Origin of the sequence: Erythrobacter sp. JK5, assembly GCF_018205975.1 — a bacterium.
Classification (GTDB): Bacteria; Pseudomonadota; Alphaproteobacteria; order Sphingomonadales; family Sphingomonadaceae; genus Erythrobacter.
Window position 1 is genome coordinate 2,157,745 of sequence record NZ_CP073577.1, and the last position, 22,750, is coordinate 2,180,494.

General features: G+C 65.3%; 17 protein-coding genes and 1 tRNA gene. 7 read left to right on the forward strand and 11 right to left on the reverse strand.

Annotated elements, in window-relative coordinates:
• Complete coding sequence (locus tag KDC96_RS10430) at positions 1 to 1,575, reverse strand: TIGR00341 family protein (RefSeq protein ID WP_212448381.1); 1,575 nt, start codon at positions 1,573 to 1,575, stop codon at positions 1 to 3.
• Between the two features lie 204 nt (positions 1,576 to 1,779).
• Here KDC96_RS10430 and KDC96_RS10435 point away from each other — a divergent pair, with 204 nt between their 5' ends.
• The 5 genes from KDC96_RS10435 to KDC96_RS10455 all read left to right on the forward strand — a co-directional run bounded on the left by KDC96_RS10435 (position 1,780) and on the right by KDC96_RS10455 (position 7,524).
• Complete coding sequence (locus KDC96_RS10435) at positions 1,780 to 3,012, forward strand: toxic anion resistance protein (RefSeq protein ID WP_249171755.1); 1,233 nt, start codon at positions 1,780 to 1,782, stop codon at positions 3,010 to 3,012.
• Positions 3,013 to 3,023: 11 nt separating this feature from the next.
• Entirely contained in the window at positions 3,024 to 3,839 is an 816-nt protein-coding gene (locus tag KDC96_RS10440) for a hypothetical protein (RefSeq protein ID WP_212448382.1), read from the forward strand.
• Between the two features lie 3 nt (positions 3,840 to 3,842).
• Positions 3,843 to 4,145 carry a polyhydroxyalkanoic acid system family protein gene (locus tag KDC96_RS10445; protein ID WP_212448383.1) on the forward strand — a complete coding sequence of 101 codons (303 nt, stop codon included), beginning with the start codon at positions 3,843 to 3,845 and terminating at the stop codon, positions 4,143 to 4,145.
• Between the two features lie 140 nt (positions 4,146 to 4,285).
• On the forward strand, positions 4,286 to 4,897 hold the full coding sequence (locus KDC96_RS10450) for a biliverdin-producing heme oxygenase (protein WP_212448384.1): 612 nt from the start codon (positions 4,286 to 4,288) through the stop codon (positions 4,895 to 4,897).
• The gene (locus tag KDC96_RS10455) at positions 4,897 to 7,524 is read left to right on the forward strand and encodes an HWE histidine kinase domain-containing protein (RefSeq protein WP_212448385.1); all 2,628 of its coding nucleotides are present in this window, start codon (positions 4,897 to 4,899) and stop codon (positions 7,522 to 7,524) included. The genes KDC96_RS10450 and KDC96_RS10455 overlap by 1 nt, the downstream gene beginning before the upstream one ends.
• Here KDC96_RS10455 and KDC96_RS10460 read toward each other — a convergent pair.
• The 3 genes from KDC96_RS10460 to KDC96_RS10470 all read right to left on the reverse strand — a co-directional run bounded on the left by KDC96_RS10460 (position 7,455) and on the right by KDC96_RS10470 (position 10,101).
• Entirely contained in the window at positions 7,455 to 8,228 is a 774-nt protein-coding gene (locus tag KDC96_RS10460) for a class I mannose-6-phosphate isomerase (RefSeq protein ID WP_212448386.1), read from the reverse strand. The genes KDC96_RS10455 and KDC96_RS10460 overlap by 70 nt on opposite strands.
• A 26-nt stretch (positions 8,229 to 8,254) precedes the next feature.
• Positions 8,255 to 9,298, reverse strand: a complete 1,044-nt coding sequence (locus KDC96_RS10465) for a mannose-1-phosphate guanylyltransferase (RefSeq protein ID WP_212448387.1) — start codon at positions 9,296 to 9,298, stop codon at positions 8,255 to 8,257.
• Between the two features lie 86 nt (positions 9,299 to 9,384).
• Positions 9,385 to 10,101, reverse strand: coding sequence for a TonB family protein (locus KDC96_RS10470; RefSeq protein WP_212448388.1), 717 nt, complete (start codon positions 10,099 to 10,101; stop codon positions 9,385 to 9,387).
• A 128-nt stretch (positions 10,102 to 10,229) separates the two neighbouring features.
• Here KDC96_RS10470 and KDC96_RS10475 point away from each other — a divergent pair, with 128 nt between their 5' ends.
• Positions 10,230 to 13,151 carry an ATP-binding protein gene (locus KDC96_RS10475; RefSeq protein ID WP_212448389.1) on the forward strand — a complete coding sequence of 974 codons (2,922 nt, stop codon included), beginning with the start codon at positions 10,230 to 10,232 and terminating at the stop codon, positions 13,149 to 13,151.
• Positions 13,152 to 13,248: 97 nt separating this feature from the next.
• Here KDC96_RS10475 and KDC96_RS10480 read toward each other — a convergent pair whose 3' ends face one another.
• The 3 genes from KDC96_RS10480 to KDC96_RS10490 form a co-directional block, all read right to left on the reverse strand.
• A complete protein-coding gene (locus tag KDC96_RS10480) occupies positions 13,249 to 16,695 on the reverse strand; it encodes a TonB-dependent receptor (protein ID WP_212448390.1) in 3,447 nt (1,148 codons plus the stop codon).
• Positions 16,696 to 16,948: 253 nt separating this feature from the next.
• Complete coding sequence (locus KDC96_RS10485; RefSeq protein WP_212448391.1) at positions 16,949 to 17,890, reverse strand: isopenicillin N synthase family oxygenase; 942 nt, start codon at positions 17,888 to 17,890, stop codon at positions 16,949 to 16,951.
• A 38-nt stretch (positions 17,891 to 17,928) separates the two neighbouring features.
• On the reverse strand, positions 17,929 to 19,392 hold the full coding sequence (locus tag KDC96_RS10490) for a NupC/NupG family nucleoside CNT transporter (protein ID WP_212448392.1): 1,464 nt from the start codon (positions 19,390 to 19,392) through the stop codon (positions 17,929 to 17,931).
• On the opposite strand from KDC96_RS10490, the gene KDC96_RS10495 reads away from it, so the two are divergent.
• Positions 19,385 to 20,326 (forward strand): queuosine precursor transporter, encoded by a 942-nt coding sequence (locus tag KDC96_RS10495; protein ID WP_371815473.1) that lies wholly within the window; start codon positions 19,385 to 19,387, stop codon positions 20,324 to 20,326. The genes KDC96_RS10490 and KDC96_RS10495 overlap by 8 nt on opposite strands.
• Positions 20,327 to 20,390: 64 nt before the next feature.
• Here KDC96_RS10495 and KDC96_RS10500 read toward each other — a convergent pair.
• From KDC96_RS10500 to KDC96_RS10515, 4 genes are all read right to left on the reverse strand, one after another.
• A tRNA-Lys gene (locus KDC96_RS10500) sits at positions 20,391 to 20,466 on the reverse strand.
• 43 nt (positions 20,467 to 20,509) lie between these two features.
• Positions 20,510 to 20,998, reverse strand: a complete 489-nt coding sequence (gene folK, locus KDC96_RS10505) for a 2-amino-4-hydroxy-6-hydroxymethyldihydropteridine diphosphokinase (RefSeq protein WP_212448393.1) — start codon at positions 20,996 to 20,998, stop codon at positions 20,510 to 20,512.
• Positions 20,995 to 21,867 (reverse strand): N-carbamoylputrescine amidase, encoded by an 873-nt coding sequence (gene aguB / locus KDC96_RS10510; protein WP_212448394.1) that lies wholly within the window; start codon positions 21,865 to 21,867, stop codon positions 20,995 to 20,997. Before aguB ends, folK begins: the two co-directional genes overlap by 4 nt.
• Positions 21,868 to 21,885: 18 nt before the next feature.
• Positions 21,886 to 22,743 (reverse strand): class I SAM-dependent methyltransferase, encoded by an 858-nt coding sequence (locus tag KDC96_RS10515; RefSeq protein ID WP_212448395.1) that lies wholly within the window; start codon positions 22,741 to 22,743, stop codon positions 21,886 to 21,888.
• Positions 22,744 to 22,750: the final 7 nt, after the last annotated feature.

Consider the following 22,750-nt stretch of genomic DNA (forward strand, 5'->3'; position numbering starts at 1 on the left):
TCACTCGCTTCCCACTTTCCCCCACTGCGCGCGCAAGGTGCCGGGTGCAGTCTGCACGGTAACGTCGACTCCGCTGCGGGCGAGAATTTCCGCGGCCATCGATCCCTGTTCGGCATCGCCCACCAGCACGACAGGCAGGTCGATCCGCGTCGCCGCCCAGGCAATCGTGCTGAGCGCGCGCGCGCCTTCGATCGTGGGTCCGCTATCCTCAAATGCGATTGCGGATGGCAGCGGTGCGACCGGCGGCACCAGTTCGATGGTCCATTCCGGTTCGGTCGCGGCGATGCGCTGTTCGAGAATGCGATAGGTGGTGAGCGTCGCGTCCTCCAGTTCCTGCGCGCGCACCGTCGCGCGGCGGCGGGTGCGATCGACCGTCACGTCGCTCTCGGTCACCCCGGCAACCAGGGCAAGCCGCCGCGCCAGCATTTCCGCGCGTTCGACCGCTGCGGCCTCCTCGTTGGCGCGGGCGGCGGTCAGCTGCGCCTGCTCGGCGGCGCTGGCGCTGGTTCCGACCTGGAACTGCGTCAGGGTCAGCTCGATGTCCTGACCGAGCCGCGACGAGAGCGCCCGCTCGATTTCCGATTCGGCATCGTTGCGCAACACCGGGGTCAGCATCGTCGCATTGACCGCAATCGGGGCAGCGGCGAACTCGATTTCAATCTCGCTCAGCCGCCCGCGCCCCTGGAAACTTTCCTCGATCTCGGCGCGCACGATCCGCTGCGCGTTGGTCTGCCACGCGATCTGCTGCAGCGAGAATGCCAGCGGCACCGCCAGCCCGATGAACACCGCAGCCACCGCCACATTCTGGAACAGCGTGTTGCGCGAGCTCAGCGACGTCTTGAAGCCATACAGGCGCGCCATCCCCCACGCCGTCAGCGCGATGGTGATGAGGTTGGTCACGTAAAGCAGCAGCGCACCCGAAAACACCGTCCAGTTCCAGGTCGCAAGGCCGAAGCCCACGGTCGCGAGCGGCGGCATGAGCGCGGTGGCGATCGCCACGCCGACGATCGTGCCTTCGCGCCCGCGAATCATCGCATAGGCGCCCGCCAAAGCGGAGAACAGCGCGACGAACAGGTCGAACAGGTTGGGCTGGGTGCGCGAGGCGATCTCGGGCGTGATCGTCTGGATCGGCGAGAGGTAGACCAGCACCGCCGTCAGCCCGATCGCCATCAGCGTGCCCCAGCCCAGGCTGCGCGCCGATTGCTTGAGCCATTGGTAATCGCCGATCGCCAGCGCGAAACCGAGGCCCATGATCGGACCCATCAAGGGCGACAGCAGCATCGCCCCGATCACCACCGCCGGAGAGGACAGCAGCAGGCCGAGCACCGCGATGCCCGCGCTCATGGCGGTCATGAACATGTAGCGTTCGGACATCGCGCAGTCTTCGCGTCGCTTCTCGATCACTTCGGCCTGGTCGACCGTGCCGATGACGTCGCGCAGCCACCAGCGGCGCAGGCTGAACACCACGCTGCCGAAACTCGATCGCTGCTCGGTCGCGCGGTTCGCCGCGTCACGCTCGGGCGTTTCGCTTGGAGCGAGGGGTTCGGAGGGCTGTGAAGAGGTCGCGTCGTTCACTGGTCTGGTTCGTTCCCGCTTGAGGCCGCGCGTTTACGAGCAAATTGCGACGAACGGAAGCACCGACGCAAATGATTGGACGCAAGGCCGTGAAACAGGCATTCTTGAAACTCGTGTTTTAGATCACTAATACAGTCAGGAAAGATCAGGGCCGCGTACCGGGACGAATGGAGCGGGGCGCGCAGGAGGGAGCAGACGAACCGCATGAACACCGAGACTTCGCCCGAAACCAAGCTGGCCACCGCGACCAAGACCGCGACCGATTTCGAGCTGAGCCCGCCCGATCCGGTGCCGGTGGTCGCTCCCGAAAAGGCGGCGGGTCTGGTCCCGGTCACCACCGAACAGAAGTCCAAGCTCGATACCAAGGTCGACGCCTTCGTCGACGATCTGGTGTCGCAGGATGCCAACTCGCCCGCATTCGGCGAGAAGGTCGATCAGATCACCCGCATGGGTCAGGAACAGATCCGCGCCGCCGCCGGGCACTCGAACCGATTTCTCGATCGTCCGGTACGCGCGATGGACGCCGACAGCAGCGTCGGCAGCGATCTTGCCGAATTGCGCCGCACGGTCGAGGATCTCGATCCCGGCCGCAAGAACAAGCTGCTGACCCCGCGCAAGCTGTTCGGCATCATCCCGTTCGGCAACAAGCTGAAGAACTATTTCGACAGCTACACCAGCGCGCAGGGCCACATCCAGGCGATCCTCGAACGGCTCGATTCCGGCAAGAAGGAGCTCCATCTCGACAACGCGGCGATCGACACCGAGCGACAGAAGCTGTGGGAGGCGATGGGCGAATTGGAGCAGATGATCCACATCGCCAAGACGCTCGACGAACGGCTGGAAGCCAAGGCGCTGGAGCTCGATTCGTCCGATCCGGCCAAGGCCAAGGCGCTGCGCGAAAGCGCGCTGTTCTACGTCCGCCAGCGCACGCAGGATCTGCTGACGCAGATGGCGGTCAGCGTGCAGGGCTATCTCGCGCTCGATCTGGTCAAGAAGAACAATATCGAACTGGTGAAAGGCGTCGACCGCGCCAGCACCACGACCGTGGGCGCGCTGCGCACCGCCGTCACCGTGGCGCAGGCAATGACCAACCAGAAGCTGGTGCTGCAGCAGATCACCTCGCTCAACCAGACCACCAGCGACATCATCGATTCGACCAGCACTTTGCTGCGCGAACAGACCGGGCAGATCCACGAACAGGCAGCGGCGAGCACGATCCCGCTCGAAACGCTGCAGCGCGCCTTCCAGAACATCTACGACACGATGGACGAAGTCGACGAGTTCAAGGTCCGCGCGCTGGCGAGCATGAAGGAAACCGTCAACGTCCTGTCCAGCGAAGTCGAAAAGTCGAAAGGCTATATCGCCCGCGCCGAAGGGCAGGCGCAGGCGCAGGCCAAGGTCGCTTCCGAACCATCGCTGCTGGCGCTCGATAGCTGACAGGAACCTCCGTGAGCGATACGACCAGGCATTCGGACCAGATCCTGAACGCGGCGGGCCAGTCGCTCGCCGTGCAGCGCTCGGGCGGGACGCATCGCCCCGGCCCGCCGATCGGGAAGGGCTCGGCCGACGTCCGGCTGAAGACGTGGATCAAGCGCGCGGGCTATTTCGGGGCGGCGCTGGTGGCGATCATGGTCACGGTGTCGATCGCGGGCATGATCCTCGGCGGGATCGGCTTCTGGGGCGTCGTGGCGGCGTTCTTCGCGATCCTCGGCGCGGCCTACATTTTCTCGCAATATCCCAGAGTGAAGGTGCCCAGGCGCGGCGAACTGAAGCAGGGCAACCCCAAGCAGATGGTTGCGCGCCTCGAACTCTGGCTCGAGGCGCAGCGCCCGGCGCTGCCAGCGCCTGCGGTCAAGCTGGTCGAGCAGCTTGGCGTGCAGCTCGACGCGCTCGGGTTGCAGCTCGAAACCATCGACGCCGGGCATCCGGCGATGAACGAGGTGCGCGAGCTGGTGGGCGAGTACATCCCCGAAACGATCGACAATTACCGCAAGGTGCCCGAGCACATGCGGTCGGAAGAGCACGCCGGAAAGACCGCCGACCAGCGCCTGACCGAAAGCCTGACCAAGCTGTCGGGCGAAGTCGACCGGGTGACCCGGCGGCTGGCCGAGGGCGCGCTCGACGATCTGGCGATCAAGTCGCGCTATCTCGAATACCGCTATGGCGGCGACGAACTGATCGCCGATATGCGCGGTGACGAAGGTTCCGGCGTGCCGCTGCCGGACTTCACGACGACACGCGAAACAGACAAGCAGTCGCGCTGACCGATGCGCGTCACTCTGCCCCATACGCTCGGCCGCGAGGAAGTGCGCCGCCGCATGCACGAACACGGGCACGAGATCGGCAGCTACTTCCCGCCCGGAATGGCCACGGTCGAGACAAGCTGGCCCGACGAAGACCGGATGGATCTCGAGATCACCGCCGTGGGCCAGCGGATCGACGGTCGGATCGAGGTGCACGAGGACCGCGTGGTGATCGAGATGGACCTGCCGCCGCTGCTCGGGTTCCTGCGCGGCACGCTGGAACGCGCGGTGCGCAACCACGGGGGCAAGCTGCTCGAAAAGCCGTAAACGGCAGATCCCGAACTGCGGCCGGTCCCGCACGGTGATGCGGGGTCCAGGCCGGTCGAGCCGGTTTGCACGAACGCAGCGCATCTGTCATCTGCAGTGGGCGGTCGCCTTGGACAATGCGGCTAGCACTGAAGCGAGGAATGGAGACCATCGGCATCCCGGCGAGTACCGACAATCTGCGTGCGCACCTGCGGGCCGAAACGGCGGGCGCGCACGACATTCTCGATCGATCGATGCGATCGCTCGGCGGATGGACGTCTCGCACTGACTATGCGGCGTTTCTGGCGTTGCAATATGCGGGCCGCGCCCCGGTCGAAGCCTGGTTATCGGACCACGCGCCGTCCCGTCTGCAGCCCCCACCGCAATGCTCGCTCATCGTACGGGACCTCGCTGCATTGGGTGCCCCGCAACCTGCAGCCGGGCTGCCGTTCGCGCCTGCGGCCCAGCGGCATTCGGAGGCTGGGGCGATCGGTGCGGCATGGGTGCTTGCAGGCTCGGCGCTCGGCAATCGCACGATACTGAAAGAGCTGGATCGCAGCGGTCGCCTGAAAGGCAGCGCGGGTTGGCCGCACGGCTTTCTCGGCGATCAGACGATGCTCGCCTTCTGGCAAGGCCTCCGCCGCGACCTCGAACGGCCAGCCTCACCCAGCGACGTCGAAAGCGCGAGCAGCGCCGCTAAAGCGGTCTTCGATCATTTCATCCGGTGCGCGCAACCAGTGGGCGAGGCCGTGCGCGAAGGGGCCCGCGCTTGATGAATATCCCAGCGCAATCAACCGACCTCACCGAATGCGATCGCGAGGCGATTCATCTGATTTCGGCAATCCAGCCGATCGGGGGTCTCATCGCGGTCACTGGCGACTGGCTGATCGCGCACCGTTCCGCCAATTGCGCCGAAATGCTCGGGGTGGAGCACGATCCCGTGGTGGGCAGCCGGCTCGAAGACACGTTCCAGCCCCGCGCGGTCGATTCGCTGCGCGATGCGGTCCGGCGGCTCGATTCCGATGACGGGGTCGAGCGGGTGTTCGGCCTGCGCCTCACCCACGGTGGATCGCTGTTCGATTGCGCGCTGCATTGCAGCGGCGGGAAGGTCGTGATCGAATTCGAGCCGCATGCCGAAGCCGATTATGCCGATCATCTTTCGCTGATCGGACCGGTGCTGGCGCAGCTCGAACCCATTCGAGACATGGAAACGCTGTGCGACAAGGCTGCCACGCTGGTGCGCCAGATGCTCGGATACGACCGGGTTATGATCTACCGTTTTCACCCCGATGAGAGCGGGGAAGTGATCGCCGAAGACCGGCGCGACGATCTCGAACCCTATCTCGGCCTGCGCTATCCGCGGGCCGACATCCCGCAGCAGGCGCGCGCGCTGTTTCGCCGCAACAAGGTCCGGATCATCGCAGACATGGGGGCAGAGCCGGTCCCGGTGGAACCTGTGCGAACAATCGACGGCGAGCCGCTCGACCTGTCGATGAGCGTCCTGCGCGCCCATTCCGAAATGCATGTGCGGTACATGCGCAACATGGGCGTCGATGCGTCGATGGCGATCGCGCTCGTGCGGCAGGGGCGGTTGTGGGGCATGATTTCGTGCCACCATTACGCGCCGCTCACGCCGCCCTATTCGCTGCGCACCATAGCCGAGATGTTCGGACAGATGTTTTCGATGATGCTCGACCGGTTGCTGATCAACCGGTCGGAAGCGCTGCGTGCCCGCGGCAGGCACCTGCACGATCAATTGATGGTGCGGCTCGCAGGGGGGACTTCGCTGGCCGACAGCCTGCCGATGCTCGAGGATGTGCTGCGCGACGTCATCGATCACGATGGCGCATCGATGCTGATCGACGGCGTGTACAGTTCGCGCGGGCTTGCGCCCAGTGAAGACCAGTTCTGCGGGATGGTCCCACGCCTGGCCGGCGCACCTATCAGCACGATTATCGCCAGTTCGTCGCTGCGCGAGCTGATTCCGATCGCAGGCGAGTTTTCCGACGAATTGGCAGGTGCCCTGATCCTGCCGGTGTCGCGCAATGCGCGCGATTATCTGGTGTTGTGGCGCCGCCCCCTTACGCAGACGGTGACTTGGGCAGGAAATCCCGAAAAAGCGGTTGCCGCGCAGGGCGAACGGCTCGAACCGCGCGGGAGCTTTTCGGCCTGGGAGGAAACCGTCCGCCATCGCTGCGCGGACTGGAGCGAAGACGAATTGGCCATCGCCGAAAGCGTGCGGGTGACGCTGCTCGAAGTGGTTCTGCGAATGAGCGACGAGGTCTCGCGCGAACGCGCCCGCGCGCAGGAACAGCAGGAATTGCTGATTGCCGAACTCAATCACCGGGTGCGCAACATCCTCAACCTGATCCGCAGTCTCGTCACGCAGTCACAGCATGATGCACTCGACGTCGCGAGCTTTGCCGGGATCATCGGAGGCCGGATCAGCGCGCTGGCTTCCGCGCACGACAACATCACCCGCGAAAACTGGTCTCCCGCGCCGCTCTCTGCGTTGTTCGAAACCGAACTGGCAGCCTACATCAGCGAAAAGCGCGAAAGGTTCGACCTGCAAGGGGAGGAAGTACTGGTCAAGCCGGAGGCCTACACCGTGCTGGCGTTGGTAGTGCATGAACTGGTCACCAATTCGGCGAAGTACGGCAGCCTGTGCGATCGCCATGGCACGTTGAAGGTCGATCTGTCGCGCAACCGAACCGGCGATCTCGAAATCCGCTGGCGCGAAAGCGGCGGCCCTCCGGTGAAGCCTCCCAAACGCCGCGGTTTCGGTTCGACCATCATCGAACGCTCGATCCCCTTCGAGCTCAAGGGCGAATCCGATCTGCGGTTCAAATTGAGTGGCCTCGAGGCCGATTTCCTGGTGCCCGAGCGCTTCATCGTTCCCTTCACCGAGAACAAGGGGTCGAAAACCAGTGCAGTCGCGGGGGCTCCGACATCCGAGCCCAAGGCGGCAGAAGGAATGGCGCTGCCGCAGCACGTTCTCGTCGTGGAGGACAGCATGATCATCGCGCTCGACACCGAAGAAACGCTCAAGCGGCTGGGTGTTCCATCGGTATCGGTTGCCGGCAGCGTCGCGAGTGCACTCGAGGCAATCAGGCAGCGCACCCCCGATCTCGCGATCGTCGATTTCAATCTCGGAATCGAATCGAGCGAGCCGGTGACCAAGCTGCTGCGGGAACGCGGCGTGCGATTCGTGCTCGCCACGGGCTATGCCGAGATCGAAGGGCGGATTGCCGATCTCGGCGCCGAACGACTGTTGAGCAAGCCCTACGGTCGCAGCGAAATCGAGGAATTGCTGATCTCCGAAGCGGCGGCTCAGGCGGAGCGCGAGAGCAGCGTCACCTCGGCAGCTCCGAAATCGACCGTGTCGAGCGACGGGGCGTAGAGACACTCGCCCGCGCCGGCGCTGATATCGCCCCGTGCCCGCACCTCGCCCGCAAGCGGCAGCACCAGCAGCCCGCCCGGATAGACCGCGCGCACCGAGGCATCGGGCGCGCCTTCGATCCGGTCGAGCCGGAAATGCGCCCCGTCGATCAGAGTCGTGCCACGGCTCGCGACCGACCCGCGATGCTCCTGGCCGTAGGGCGCGCCATGCGCCACCGCCACGGCACGATCGAGATGCAGATCGCGGGGGCGACCGTAATCGTAGAGCCGAAAGGTGGTATCGCTGGTCTGCTGTACTTCCACCAGCGCGAGGCCCGGCCCGATCGCGTGCACCGTGCCCGCCGGCAGGTAGAACACGTCGCCCGGCGCTGCATCGTGCCAGGTCAGCAGGTTCTCGATCGATCCGTCCCGCGCGGCAGCGGCGATCTCCTCGGGCGCGATCGCCGCGTCGAAACCGATCGCCAGTTGCGCGCCCGGCTCGGCGTCGAGCACCAGCCAGCACTCCTCCTTGCCGTTTTCGCCGGGGAGAGCATCGGCGTCGGAGGGGTGCACCTGAACCGACAGCTTCTCGCTGGTGAACAGGTACTTCACCAGCAGATCGGGCAGTTCGGCGGGCGGCTCGAACCAGATTTCACCGATCCGCTTGCCATCCGGCGCGGCAAAGGGCGCGGGCAGCGTCTCGCGACCCCAGATCTTTTCGACCATTTTGGTGGGAAGTCGCCGCGCACCGCTCACTGGTTTGCCGCTCCCGGCAGCTTGCCTACGTTCTGCGCACCCTCGCGGGTGGTTACCAGCACTTCACCGTCGCTGACGATGATGCACACATCATCGAGACCGACCGCCGAAATGCGCGGACCGTCGCTCGACGCCATGACATTGCGGCAATCGGCGAGATCGGCGGTTCCGCGCACCGAGTTGCCCGCGTCGTCGCGCGGCAGGGCATCGTGGAGCGCTGCCCAGTTGCCGATATCGGACCAGCCCATATCCGCCGGTACCATCGCCGCGCGCGCGGTGTTTTCCATCACCGCATAGTCGATCGAGTCGCCCTCGATTGCGGCGAATATCTCGGCTGCCGGATGGAAGCGCGAGCCCTCGTCGCGCCCGCCGGCAACCGCCTGAGCGACGCGCTGCGCCATCGCCGGCCGATGCTCTGCCAGTTCGACCAGCAATGCTCCGGCGCGGAAGGCGAAGATCCCGCCGTTCCAGCTGTATTCGCCGCTGGCAAGATAGGCCTTTGCCCTTTCGAGGTCGGGCTTTTCGACGAATTGCGCGATGCGGTAGCCGCCCGGCAAGGCTTCGCCGCGATGGAGATAGCCGTAACCGGTTTCCGGATGCGTCGGCGCGATCCCGAACGAGACCAGCCAGTCGTCACGCGCCAGTTCGGCGGCAGCGAGCGCGGCGGCGCGGAACGCGGCTTCATCGGCGATATGATGGTCGCTCGGGCACACCAGCAGGATCTCGTCGTCCGGGATCAGCGCGGCGGCAAGCGCGATCGCCGGGGCAGTGTTGCGCCCCATCGGCTCGACCACCAGCCGGTGTTCGCGCCCTGCCCCGATCTGCGCCTCGATCAGGTCGACGTGCTGCGCGCCCGCAACCACCATCGGCGGGGCGAACCGATCGTGACCGGCGACGCGTCCCACGGCCTGTTCGAACAGCGTCGTTTCGCCGATCAGCGGCAGGAACGGCTTGGGCTTGGCCTTGCGGCTGACGGGCCACAACCGCGTGCCGCTGCCGCCGCACAGGATGACCGGATGGATCGTGACGGGGGTGTCCATGGCCCGGCGCTATACCAGCGCCCGCCGCCGTGGCCAGCGGGTTTTGAGCGCGCCGTGCACAACCTGCGCCGGCTGGTGCGGGCGTGTCAGAACCACCGCTGGCGCCAGTAGAACGGCGCGGCCACCGGATTGCCATTCGCATCCTGCGCCGGGCGGAAACCGAGCCGCTGTTCGACCAGCTGGCAGGTAATCCGGTCGGCTTCCGGATCGGGGCTGGGCCGGTATACCGAGCAGCTGCGCGCGCGGCCATCGACGCCGACGGTGACCTTCACGATCACCTCGGTCCCGCGCCGCGCGGCGCGGCCGCCGGGCGGCACCGGATAGTCGCGCGCGTTGTTGATCGATCCCGAAATGTGCACCGGCTTGGAAACCGCGATCCCGCCGCGGCCCCCGCCGCGATTGCCGCTGCCGGTGCCGAGCCCGGTACCGGCCGCACCGGTGCCGTCGCCGCTGTCGCGCGCGCCCGAGCGGCTGGCGGTCCCGGTCGAGGACGCCCGTGGGCGCGGCTCGGGCGAGCGCTCGATCCGCGGCGTCGGCGCGGTGACCGGCTGGGGCACTGCCTCCTTTCCCGGATCACCCTGCGCACCCTCGTCCGGTTCGGGCCGGTTTTCGGGTGGCGGAGGCTCGGGCGGAGCGGTGATCGTTACCGTGAAGGCCGACACCACCTCGCGCTCCACCGAAGCGGTGAAATCGGGAACCAGCGCCCGCGCCAGCCCGTAGATCGCAGCGATATGCAACAGGATGATGGCGAAGATCAGCGGCCAGCTTGGCCGCCGCTTCACGCCCGAATACCCTCGTGCCATCGCTGTCCGTCCCTCCCGTCTGCTCCGATTCGGACCGTTTTGGTGCCAATTGCCGCTCTTACGGTAACGCTCCGGGTCTATAGCGAGCCTCGGGTTACAATGCGACGGAGCGTCCAATCGAGCGTGCGATGAGGGATACGGGCATCGTCGGTCCCGGCGCCAGGGCGCTGGGCCGCTTGGACGCGCGCAGCTTCGCTGCAGCGGCAATCGGCGCGCTATGTTTCTGGTTGCTTGCGGTGGCGAGCCTGTCGTTGCTGCGCTTCGATTCGACGCTTGCGGCGGTGTGGCTGCCCAATGCCTGTGCGGTGGCGTTTCTGCTGCGTGCGCGGCTCGCCAACGAATTGCCGTTTCTTGCCGCGATCCTGGCTGCCAGCACCATCGGCAACACCATGGGTGGCACCGCCGTAGAGGTCGCTGCGGTGTTCTCGTTCGCGAACGTGATCGACATCGCGGTGGTTACCTGGCTCACCCGGCGAAGCTGCGGCCTGCGACCCGACATGACGCGCATCGAACATCTCGCCCGTGTCGTGTGGGCGGGAGGGCTGGTCGGCCCGGTCCTGTCGGCCTCGCTCGCAGCGTTCGCGATGGGGCCGGACAGTGCCGCGATCCGGGACGGCGTGGTCAGCTGGCTCCTGACTGACAGCATGGGCATGGTGCTGATCGTCCCGACCGTGCTGCTGGTCTTCGACGCATTGCGAAACCGGGTCCGGTCGCGCGGAGCCGAGCTGGCGGAACGCACCGCGCTGCTGATCACCGGGTCGGTGTTCGTCTTCATGGTGTTCAGGCAGACCGGTTATCCCTTGCTGTTCCTGATCCCGCCGATCACCCTGCTGCACGCCTTTAGGCTGGGCAGCCTGGGGACGGCGCTGTTCGTCGCCTTGGTCGCGCTGATTTCGACCACCATGACCTGGGCGGGCTACGGCCCGATCGCGCTGGCCAGCACCTCCGATGAGACCCGGTTGCACCTGATCCAGGCCTTCGTCGCCGCCAATTTCCTCACCGGCCTGCCGGTCGCCGCGGTGCTCGCGGGCCGCAACCGGATCATGGAGGAGCTCGATTCCGGGCGGCGCGAACTGGCGCTGCTGACCGAAAACGCCACCGATGCGCTGATGTGCTTCGACCTGGCGGGGGTCTGCACCTATGCCTCGCCTTCGGTCGCGACCGTGCTCGCCGAACCGATCGACACCTTTCTGGGCCAGCGGCCATCCGATCGCGCCCATGCCGACGCCCACGACCGGATCGTGCAGGCGCAGCAACGGCTGATCGACGGGGAATCGGAAAACGAGCGGTTCACCTATCGGCGGCTGCACGACAGCGCGGCTGGAACCCCGGTGTTCCTCGAAGCGGAATGCGCGATCGCGCTCGACCCCGACAGCGGCGAGCGCGAAGGTATCGTGGTTTCGATCCGCGACGTTACCGAGCGGGTCGAGCTCGAACTGCAGCTGACCGGCGCGAGGCGCCACGCCGAAAACGCCGCACGCGCCAAGTCCGAATTCCTCGCCAACATGAGCCACGAGATCCGCACGCCGATGAACGGGGTGCTCGGGTTCGCCGAGCTGATGCTGCAGGGCGATCTCGATGCGGACCAGCGACGCCACATCCAGATGATCGTCGAGTCCGGGCGATCGATGATGCTGCTTCTCAACGATATACTCGACCTGTCGAAGATCGAGGCGGGACAGATCGCGATCCACCACGCTCCGGTGGACCTGGCGGCGACGATCGAGGAATGCGCTGCGCTGCACCGCCAGGCAGCCGAGAAGAAGGGGCTGAAACTGCACGTCGCGCGCGAATTGCGCCGCGATGGCAGCGTCGCGGACGAGCTGCCCTGGGTCTCCACCGACGGCCTGCGGCTGCGCCAGATGGTGCTGAACCTCGTCGGGAACGCAGTCAAGTTCACCGAAAAGGGCCAGATTCACATCGGCTACGCGGTCACCGATCAGGAGATCACGGTGCGCGTCGCCGACACCGGGATCGGGATCACCGCAGCCCGGCTCGAATCGATCTTCCAGCCGTTCACGCAGGGCGAGAGCGATACCGCGCGACGCTATGGCGGGACCGGGCTGGGACTATCGATCAGCCGCCAGCTGGCCGAACTGCTCGGCGGGTTCATCGATGTCGAGAGCCAGCCCGGTGTCGGTTCGTGCTTCACGCTCACGCTTCCGGCCACGCAAGCCAGTCCGGACTGCGCCGCCGAGGCCGAGCCATCCGCGCCCTTGCTCGGCCCCGAAATGTTCCCGCAATCGGCGCGCATCCTGCTGGCGGAAGATCACGACGTTAACCGCGAACTGATGGTCGAGATGCTCGAGCGGTGCGGCCTTTCGATCGAGATCGCGCAGGACGGGAATGAAGCGATTTCGCTGGTGATAGACGGATTGATGCGGGACCGCCCGTACGATCTCGTGCTGATGGATATACAGATGCCGGGCTGCGACGGGTACGAGGCGACCCGCGCGATCCGCGCCGAGGGCATCGGGCCGGGCACGCTGCCGATCATCGCGCTGACCGCCAATGCGTTCCCGCAGGATATCGCCGAGGCGCGCACTGCCGGAATGCAGGCGCATCTCGCCAAACCGATCGATTTCGCGGACCTCGCGAAAGCCCTGCAACGCTGGCTGCCGACCCGGATCATCGATCTGGATGGCGCCCCCGATGTGGCGGATTGCGATAGCGGCGGGCAGGACGAAACACCCAATCCAGCGAAATCGCGGCGGCCGACCGAAATGCGCTCGCCCGAGCTGACCCGGCGGTGGCAGGAGCGTCGCGAAGCCGCCATCGAAGCCGTGCGCGCCGCGCTCGCCAGCGGGATGCTCGGCTCCGCTGCGGCCAGCGCTACCCAGCGAGACGAGCTCGCCGCGACGGTGCACAAGCTGGCCGGAACCGCAGCGATGTTCGGCGAACCCGAACTGGGCGACCAGGCCGCCGCGCTCGAACGTGCGCTGAGGCTCGATCTGGGAGGGGACGTGCGGGAGATGCTGGCCGGCGAGCTGCTCGATCGCGCCGACGACAGCGATGGCGGGACGGAGCGGCTCGGCGAGGCTAGCGGCTAGCGGCCAGGGCGACGCGGCCGGGTGCCGGAGACGCGGCAAAAAAAAACAGCGGAGCCCGAAGGCCCCGCTGCTTTTTCTGTATCGACAGTGCGACGAATCAGAATTCGTAACGCGCACCGATCTGGATCCGCCAGGCCGACTGGCCGATGCTCAGGAAGTTCTGATCGTCCGGGTTGAAGCCCGAGATGATGTAGCGTCCCTGCGCATCGACACCGCCATCGACCAGGTCGACGAAATCGCCGCGTGCACGCAGCACGTTCCAGCTGCTGTCGAGCAGGTTGAGGAAGTTCGAGAAGTCGGCGAATACCTCGATCCGGTCTTCGGTGATCCCGGTCAGGCTGCCAAGGAACGGCAGTTCCTGGCTGATGCGCATATCGAGATCGAAGAACCAGTCGTTGTTGCAGGTGTTGCGCGCGATCGACTCGCCCGGAGTGAACTTGCATTGGCTCCCGACCTCGCTCGTGTCGAGGTAGTTGAGCAGTGCAGTCACCGCAGCCGGGTCCGAGGACGGCGAAATGTTCGGATCACCAACTCCGGTCGGGATGTAGAGCAGCGCGTTGTCCGAACCCGACGAGCTGTCGTTGAACACGCCGCCGCCATCGAAGGTGAGGCTGTAGGGCAAGCCCGAACGCGCCCGGAAGAAGAACCCGATATTGGTATCGTACCCTTCGAAGAATTCCTCGCGGAAGTTCACCGCCGCGGTGAAGTTGTGGCGGTTTTCGAAGTTGGAAGTCGACACCGCAGGATCCTGGCGATCGAACGCGGTGGTGATGTCGTAGGACGACGTCGCGGTCGACGATCCGTTGTTGCGGTTGTTTTCCGAGTCGGTGAAAGCGTAGCCGAGATTGATCCGGGTGCCGCCGCCCGAGGTGAACAGCCCGCCCTGGAAATTCTTCGACAGGATCGCCGAAAACACGTGGCTGTCGTAGCTCGGCCCGTTGGTCAGCTGGATTTCGTCATCGCGACGGGTGCTGAAACACGCTGCCGTGACATTGCTGTATACCGGCGGCGTTCCACCGGTCCCTGCGAGCACGGCATTGCATCCGGTCGCCGTCGGATCGATCGCGGCGTAGATCGGACGACCATCGACGGTGAAACCGCCGTTGGTGCGGATGTCCGGGGTCTGCGAAAGATCGACGAAGTTCAGCGTGTCGTTAAACCGCGAATAGATATAATCGAGGCTCAGACGCCAGTCGCTGAAGAAGCCGGTTTCGGTGCCGAAATCGGTCTGGAAGCCGACATTCGCGCGCACCACGGTCGGCACGTCGAATTCGGGATCGGTCGACTGCGTGTCGGAAAGGCCGGCTGCAGCTTGCGCCGAACCGGCGTTGATCGCGCATTGCGGGAAGCCGGCGAACTGGCCGTTCTGAAGTACGCTGAACGAACCGTTGGGGTTCCGGACGCCGGCGCAGCTGGAGCTGAACGTGCTGCCTTCGCCGGTCGAGAAGCCGTTGTTCGAGAACGCGTTCGAGAAATACACCACCGGATCGCCGCCGGTGAACATCCCGACACCGCCGGTCAGACGGCTGTTCGAGAAGAACCCGTCGTTATCGAATTCGTAGGTCGCCGACAGGCGCGGCAACACCACGGTGTCGATGCGGCCGAACGAATTGGCGTTGGTGAAGCCGTAGCGACGGAGGAATTCGGGGTTCGCCGTCGGAGCATCACCATCGTAGAGCTGCACGCGGACACCGGCATTGATCGAAAGCCGATCGGTCGCCTGCCATTCGTCCTGTGCGTAGACCGAGTAGATCCGGCGGCTGAACAGCGCCGCAGCCTCGTTGATATCGCCCGACGGGGTGGCGTTGATTACGCCGCCGCCGAGGAACTGCCCACGGCTGTTGCCGTCGATCAATTCGTCGGCAACGTCACCGAAAACGCTCGAGAAGTTGCCGCTGGCGACGAGGCCGTTTTCGAAATCGGCGAGGTTGCGGAAATACAGCGTGCCCGTCGCATTGATCGCGAACAGGTTGAACACTTCGAGATCGTTGATCTCGGCCCCGAACTTCAGGAAGTGGTCGTTGCCGGCGTCGACATTGATCTGGAACCGCGCCTGATCGATCTTGGTATCGAGCTGGTTGGCGGAGCGGAAAATGCCCGGGCCGGTGCTGAGAATACCGTTCTGGGTCGTCTGACCCGCTACCGGAGCAACCCCGACCACGAGACGCACGGTCGGATCGTCCGACTGTGCCTCACCGAAGCCGACCGGGCCCTGCACGTCGCCGACTTCGGCGCGGCTGAGGCGCAGCTCGGTCGAGATCGTGTCGCTCCAGGTCGAATAGAGGCGGACCGAGTAGTAGTCCGAGATCGTGCCTTCGTCTTCGAAGCTGTTGAGGCCGCCCAGGTTCTGATCGCCGAAATCGGGCTCGACATTGGTCTCCTCGAGCCGCTGGTAGGTCGCTTCGAGGCGGTGATCGTCGGTGATGATCGCGTCGAGACGGCCGAAATAGCGGACGTTGCCTTCTGCCAGCGAAGTCGGATAGCCGCCGATGTCCTGGCCGTAGACGTCGCGCGCGATCCGCGCGAACTCGTCGAACTGCGCCTGCGTTACGAAGTTTTCTTCATCGGCGAAACCGCCGCCGGTCGGGCCGACGTTGTTGCCCTGGCCAAGATCGGCCTCTTCGTATCCGAACGAGAAGAACAGCCGATCGGGAATGATCGGACCGGACAGCGTCGCGCCCCAGCGCTTTTCTTCGTTTGCGGACAGCTGGCGACCGTCGAGGTTGTCGGCGAACAGCCCTTCATCGAAGTAGGTGATGAAGGCCGAGCCGCTGAACTTGTTGCCGCCGGACTTGGTCACGACGTTGACGAGACAACCGGTGAATTCGGAATATTCGACGTCGAACGGCGCGAACTCGACCGAAACCTGGTCGACCACGTCGAACGGCAGCGGCAGCGAGTTGCGCGCGGCGAACGGCGTGCCGTTGAGGCCGAACACGTCAGCCTGGACGATCCCGTCGACGGTGAAGGTGTTCGAACGGTCGTTGCCGCCGAGGCAGGAAATGCGATCGACGTCGTTGGCCTGGTCGATGCTCACGCGCGGGTCGATGCGGATGATGTCGCGCACGTCGCGGGTGATGGACGGGAACGCTTCGAGCGTCTCGGTGCCGAACGCGGTGCCCGGGCCGACCGCGACCTGGGAGACCTGTGCACGCGCGCCGGTGACGACGATCACGTTATCGGCAGCGCCCGCCGCCGTCGCGTCGAGCGCGAAGTTGAAGCCGGTGTTGCCCGAAATGTTGGTGAAGACGTCTTCGACCGTCTGGCCTTCATATCCGTCCGCGGTGACCGTGACGGTGTAGGGACCGCCCGGTTGAAGCGACTGGATGCGGAAACTGCCGTTCGCGCCCGTGGTGGATGTGCGGGTGCTGCCGGTGCGCGTATCGGTGACGGTGACGACTGCGCCCGTCAGCGAGTTGCCGTCGGCGTCGGTCACTGAGCCTTCGACGCCCGACGTGATCTGTTGCGCGGCGGCGGGAGTTGCAATCGTGGTTGCGGCAGAGAGGCTGACGACGCTCGCTGCCAGGAGATATTTGAGTTTCATTGAGGAGCCCCTGGGTCGGAAAGGAAATCATATGGGATGGGAGTGCGTGCGCACTCCCTTAGGTGCGTTGCACTGCACAAAAGCGACTGTTTTGTGACAGTTCGATGAAACGCCCGAGTCGCGCAACCGGTGCGCCGCGCAAATTCACGGAATTTGCGGCACTTTGGCGAGGATTCGCGTGGGTTTGCCGCCATGTGTTGCGCGCGCGCAACGAGCCGGGAGTATTTCCGCGCCTCAGCAGCAGCGGGCGTGGCTAGGCGAGATTGATTTCGCGCAGCCGCTGTTGAAGAAAATCGTGCGCGGTGATCGATTCGGCCGGGGGATCCGGATCGTCGGCCGACACGCAGCTCGCCAGCGGCTCGATCAGGTAGTCGGGCCGGAAATGGAGAAAGAACGGCATCGAATAGCGCGAGCGCAACGCGGCCGGTCCGCGCGGATTGACCACCCGGTGCGTGGTCGAACGCAGCCGGCAATTGGTCAGCCGTTCGAGCATGTCGCCGACATTGATGACCAGCCCGCCCGGGGGAACATCGATCGCGTGCCATTCGCCCGCTTTGGTCAGCAGTTCGAGCCCCGCCTCTTCCGCGCCGAGCAGCAGGGTGATGGTATTGATATCGCCGTGCGCGGCGGCGCGGATCGCGCCTTCGGGCGCGTCGGGGCCGAGCGGCGGATAGTGCAGCAGCCGCATCACCGAATTGCCGTCTTCGACTGTGGCCGCAAAGAATTGGCGATCGAGCCCGAGATGCAGCGCGATCGCTTCGAGCACGCGCGATCCGGCGTGTTCGAATGCGGCATACAGCTCGCTGAATGTCTCGCGAAATCCGGCGATTTCATCGGGCCACACATTGGGGGCCATGTATTGCGCCAGCGGATGGTCGGCGGGCAGCGAACGCCCGACGTGCCAGAACTCCTTGAGGTCGAAGATTTCGGCGTCCTTGGCCTTTTCGGTGCCGAACGGCGTGTAGCCGCGCGCGCCTCCACCGCCTTCGATCCTGTAGGATCGCTTGACCTCTTCGGGGAGCGCGAAAAACGCCTTCGACGAGGCTTCGGCGCGGTCGATCAGGTCCTGCGGGATGCCGTGGTCGCGGATCACCGCAAAGCCGTATTCGGCAAAGCTGCGGCCCAGCTCGTCGGCGATGTCTTCGAGCGGCTTGTCCAGGGACACGATGGCAATGTCGGGGGCGGTGTCGGTCATGGCCCTGTATTAGGCACGAGGTCCGCCCGCGACAACAATCAAAGCGGCAGAAACAGGCTCGCCAGCGCGGCGCTCATCAGGTTGGCGAGGCTGCCCGCCGCCAGCGCCTTGAGCCCCAGCTTCGCAATCACCGGACGCTGGTTGGGGGCAAGCCCGCCGGTCACCGCCATCTGGATCGCGATCGAGGAGAAATTGGCGAAACCGCACAGCGCAAAGGTCACGATCGCGCGGCTGCGCTCGGTCAATTGCCCATCGGTCATCGCGCCAAGATCGATGAAGGCGACGAATTCGTTCAGCACGATCTTGGTCCCGAACAGCCCGCCCGCGATTTGCGCCTGGTCCCAGTCAGAAATCCCGATCAGGAACATCACCGGTGCAAACACATACCCCAGCAGCTTCTGGAAGCTGATCGTGCTGAGCCAGGTGGCGGCTTCGGCGCTGAGCGGCGTACCGAGCGCCTCGGCACCCGACACGATGCCCGCGCCGAGCCCGCCGAGCAGCCCGTTGGCCAGCGCCACCAGCGCGACGAACACCATCACCATCGCGCCGACCGCGACCGCCAGCTTGACGCCGGTCTGGGTGCCCTGTGCCGCCGCTTCGATGATATTGGCTGGCTTGTGCCCTTCCTCGAAAGTTTCGGCCATCTCCACCTCGCCGGGCTTGCCGCCCTCGACGATGGCCGCCGGACCGGCGGCGCTGATCCGCGACTGCGGCAGTTCGAGCTCCTCGCCATTGCTGTCGAGCATCGTGACCCGCGCCAGCTCGGCGGGAACGTTGGCCTTGCGCTTGACGCGCGCGCCCGCAACCGAGGCGACGCTCGGCCCCTCGGCAGGTTCGCGCACCACATCGTCGGGCATGATGATCTTGGCCATCAGGATTCCGCCCGGCGCCGACATAAACGCGGCGGCGAGCAGGAACGGCACGGCCTCGGCGCCGATGAAGCTGGCATAGGCGGCGAGGATCGTTCCGGCGACGCCCGCCATGCCGACGGTCATCAGCGTGAACAGCCGCGCAGGGGGCAGCGCGGCGAGGTAGGGCCGCACCACCAGCGGGCTTTCCGACTGGCCGACGAAGATATTGGCGGCGCTGCCCAGCGCCTCGACCTTGCTGATTCCGGTGATCCAGCCGATCGCCCCGCCGACCCAGCGCACCAGCCGCTGCATGATGCCGAGGTGATAGAGGATCGACACGATCGCGGCGAAGAACACAATCACCGGCAAAGCGGCGATGACGAAGGTGTTGGCGAAGGGATTGCCCTCCATCGGCCCGAATACAGAGGTGATGCCGACCTTGGAGAAATCGAGCAGCGCGATCACGCCATTCGACAGACCCTGGATCACCGCCACGCCGAAATCGGTGCGCAGCACCAGCACAGCCATCGCCGCCTGCAGCGCGAATGCCGCTCCGACGACGCGCATGTTGATCCGTTTCTTGCCCGAAGACAGCAGGAAGGCGATGAGCAGGATTGCGCCGATGCCGCCAAGGCTCAGCAATGTGGACATTGTGCTTTCGTTCACGGCGCCGCCGCTGCCCCCGAATGATTGTCTGAATCTGGACCATAATCCGCGCCGGACCGGCGCGCGCAAGTCGCGTGGGTGGCAGTTTGTCGGGTTTTGCGCAACTCCCGTGCGGAGCGACGCCTCGTGGCGGGGCATCGGAGCAGGCAGTTCGGTGGAAAAGCCTGTGGTCAAACCGGTCGTGCCCGGCTTTTCTTTTCGAAACGCACCGCTTACGCCCTTGGCGATGAGCGAAACGACCTCCGCCGCAGAACCAATGACAACCTCGCCGGTTTCAATCCCTCTAAGTCTATTCGTATTCGCCTTGTTGTACGGCGGAATGACAGTCTTGGCAGGCTTCTTGGCCGTCAAACAGGTGCAACTTTGGCCGACCAACCTAGGTGTTGAGGCAGGAATTTTCGCGTTTCTAGTTCTCGTGGTGCTTTCAAGCGCAATCACTCAGATTCATGGCAAGCAAATGGCCAATAAGTTGGTTTGGTGGGGCTTTCTGCCGCTGGGTGCCTCGATCGTGCTTATCTTTTTTGTGCTAGCGCTGCCGGCAGACCCCGCAATGTGGCCCGAAGGTCTGGAGGCCTTCCAACTCATCCATGCAACTACTCCAAGAATTATGGCAGCCGGTCCAGCGGCGTACCTTGTGTCTCTTTTGCTCAACGTGTGGATTTTCGACCGATTGCGAGGAACTGGCGAAGCGAGCACGTCCAGCCTGATGGCGCGTGGTGCAGTCGCTTCGGCCTTAAGCCAAGCGCTCGACTCGGTTATTTTCGTAACTCTTGCGTTTGCAGGCGAGCGCGACATCACCAACCTGCTGATCGGTCAAGTGATCGCCAAGGTCGCGCTAAGCCTGGTGCTGGTGCCGTTCCTGATCACGTTCGGCGTGAAGGCGGCGCAATGGCTCGATCGCAGGGGCACCCCGGGCTGAAGAACCTGGCTCCGCCGCGACGCGATCGCCCGGCATTCCGGGTGGCTTGGGATGGCGGCGTGGATGGTGAGCCGTGCAGGGGTCGAACCTGCGACCTACTGATTAAAAGTCAGTTGCTCTACCGACTGAGCTAACGGCCCCCACGGGGTGCTTCGGCATCCCGGGCGGGGCCGAACGGAGCGCTCACCTAGGCAGTAGGCGCGGACGGGTCAAGCGTGCATTGAGCTGCGCAAGCGTCAGCCCGGACACGGGGTCGCGCCAGCCGGGCGCAATCGCCGCAGCCGGACGAAGCACGAAACCGCGCCCGCGGAAATGCGGGTGAGGAACGGCGAGTTCCCCGCTCGACCAGATCCCGCCGCTCCACAGCACGATATCGCAATCGAGCACGCGGTCGCCCCAGCGCCGCCCCGGACGGCGGCCGAACTCGCGCTCCATCCGCTTGAGCGCGGCGAGCAATGCGGGGGGATCGTACTCGCTTTCGAGTATGGCGGCGGCATTGGCAAAGCGACGCTGCGCCGCCCCCATCGGCGCGGCTGCGATGATCGGCGAGCGGGCGACGACCGTGCCGAGCGCCGCCAGCTCTTCCATCGCCGCGTGCACCACCGCCTGCGGACGACCGCACAGGTGGTGCCGGCGGTTGCTGCCGAGCCCAATCAGGTAGAGGCTGCTCACACGTCTTCGCAGATGCGCCCGTAGAGCTGCGGGCGACGATCGCGGAAGAAACCCATTCCTGCGCGGTGCTGGCGCGCCCGCTCGAGGTCGAGCGTGGCGACCAGCACGCCCTCGTGCTCAGCGCCGAACTGCTCGACCAGGTCGCCCCACTCGTCGGAAATGAACGAATGGCCGTAGAAGCTCTGCTCGCCCTCGGGACCTTCTGCGCCGATCCGGTTGGCCGCTGCCACCGGCATGCAGTTCGAAACCGCGTGCCCGATCATCGCGCGCCGCCACATGCGGCTGGTGTCGAGCTCAGCGTCGTAGGGTTCGGAGCCGATCGCGGTGGGGTAGAGCAGCAGTTCTGCACCCTTCAGCGCCATCACCCGTGCGCATTCCGGATACCACTGGTCCCAGCAGATGCCGACCCCCACGCGCGCGGCGCCGCCGGTCGCGGGTACGTCCCACACCTTGAACCCGTCGTTGCCCGGGCGGAAATAGAACTTCTCCTCGTAGCCCGGCCCATCGGGAATGTGGCTCTTGCGATAGGTGCCCATGATCGCACCGTCCGGACCGATCATCGCCAGCGTGTTGTAATAATGGTGTCCGTCACGCTCGAAGAAACTGGTCGGGATCGTCACCTTGAGCTGCGCCGCCAGCTCGCGCATCGCGACGACACTCGGATGTTCGGCGGTGGGCCGGGCGAGCGCGAACAGCGCCTCGTCTTCGTCGCGACAGAAATAGGGGCCAGAAAACAGCTCGGGCGGCATGATCAGCTGCGCGCCCTTGCCCGCCGCCTGTTCGACCAATGTCGCGACAGCCGCGATATTGTCGGCTTCGGAATCCCGGTTGAGCGCAAGCTGTAGGGCGGCGACGGTGATGGTGGTCATACCGCCGCCTCTAGCGGATCATTCCGGCTTGCGGAACAGCAGTGTCATCCGGTCGCTTTCGCCGATTTCGGTGTACTTCGCGCGGTCCTCGTCGCCCTTCGCGTAGCTCGGCGGCAGGGTCCATACGCCCGCCTCGTAGTCGGCGGTGTCCTTGGGGTTGGCGTTGATTTCGGACGTTCCGACCAGCTCGAACCCCTTGCCTTCGAAGAACGCGATCAATTCGTCCTCCTTGAGATAGCCCTTGTTGCCGTCGACGTACTCGGCTGGCGCGTCGGCCTTCGCACGGTGCTGCACAACGCCGAGCAGACCGCCGGGCTTGAGCGCCTTGAACAGCGCCTCGATCTCGCTGTCGGCCAGGCCCCAGCGCTTGAGGTTGTGCATCATCCGGAAGATCAGCACGCGGTCGACCGTGCCGTTGATCTCGTCGGGAATCGCGTTGCCGAAATGGAACGGCAGCTTTTCCGCAGGGATCTGCATCGCTTCGGACTGGCGCGCCGAAAAGGTCTCGCCGCCCTGCCGGACACGCGCGACGAAATCCTCGCCGAGGCTGCTCGCGCCCTCGGGCGGGAAATTGACCGCGATATACTGCCCGTCCTGCACCAGATACGGCGCGAGGATGCGGGTATACCAGCCGCCGCCTGGGCCGTATTCGGCGACCGTCATGGTCGGCTCGATCCGGAAGAAAGCGAGCGTTTCGCCCGGATGGCGATACTGGTCGCGCGCGCGATCTTCGGCGCGCAGGTCGGAAGCCAGCACTTCGGCCAACGCGTCGCTGGCCGAGGCTGCACCGACTGCCTCTTCGTGGCTCTCCGCCGCCGGAGCGCAGGCGGCGATGGCGGCGATCGCCGCAAAGCTGGCAAGTATGCGTCTGGTCATGGCTTCT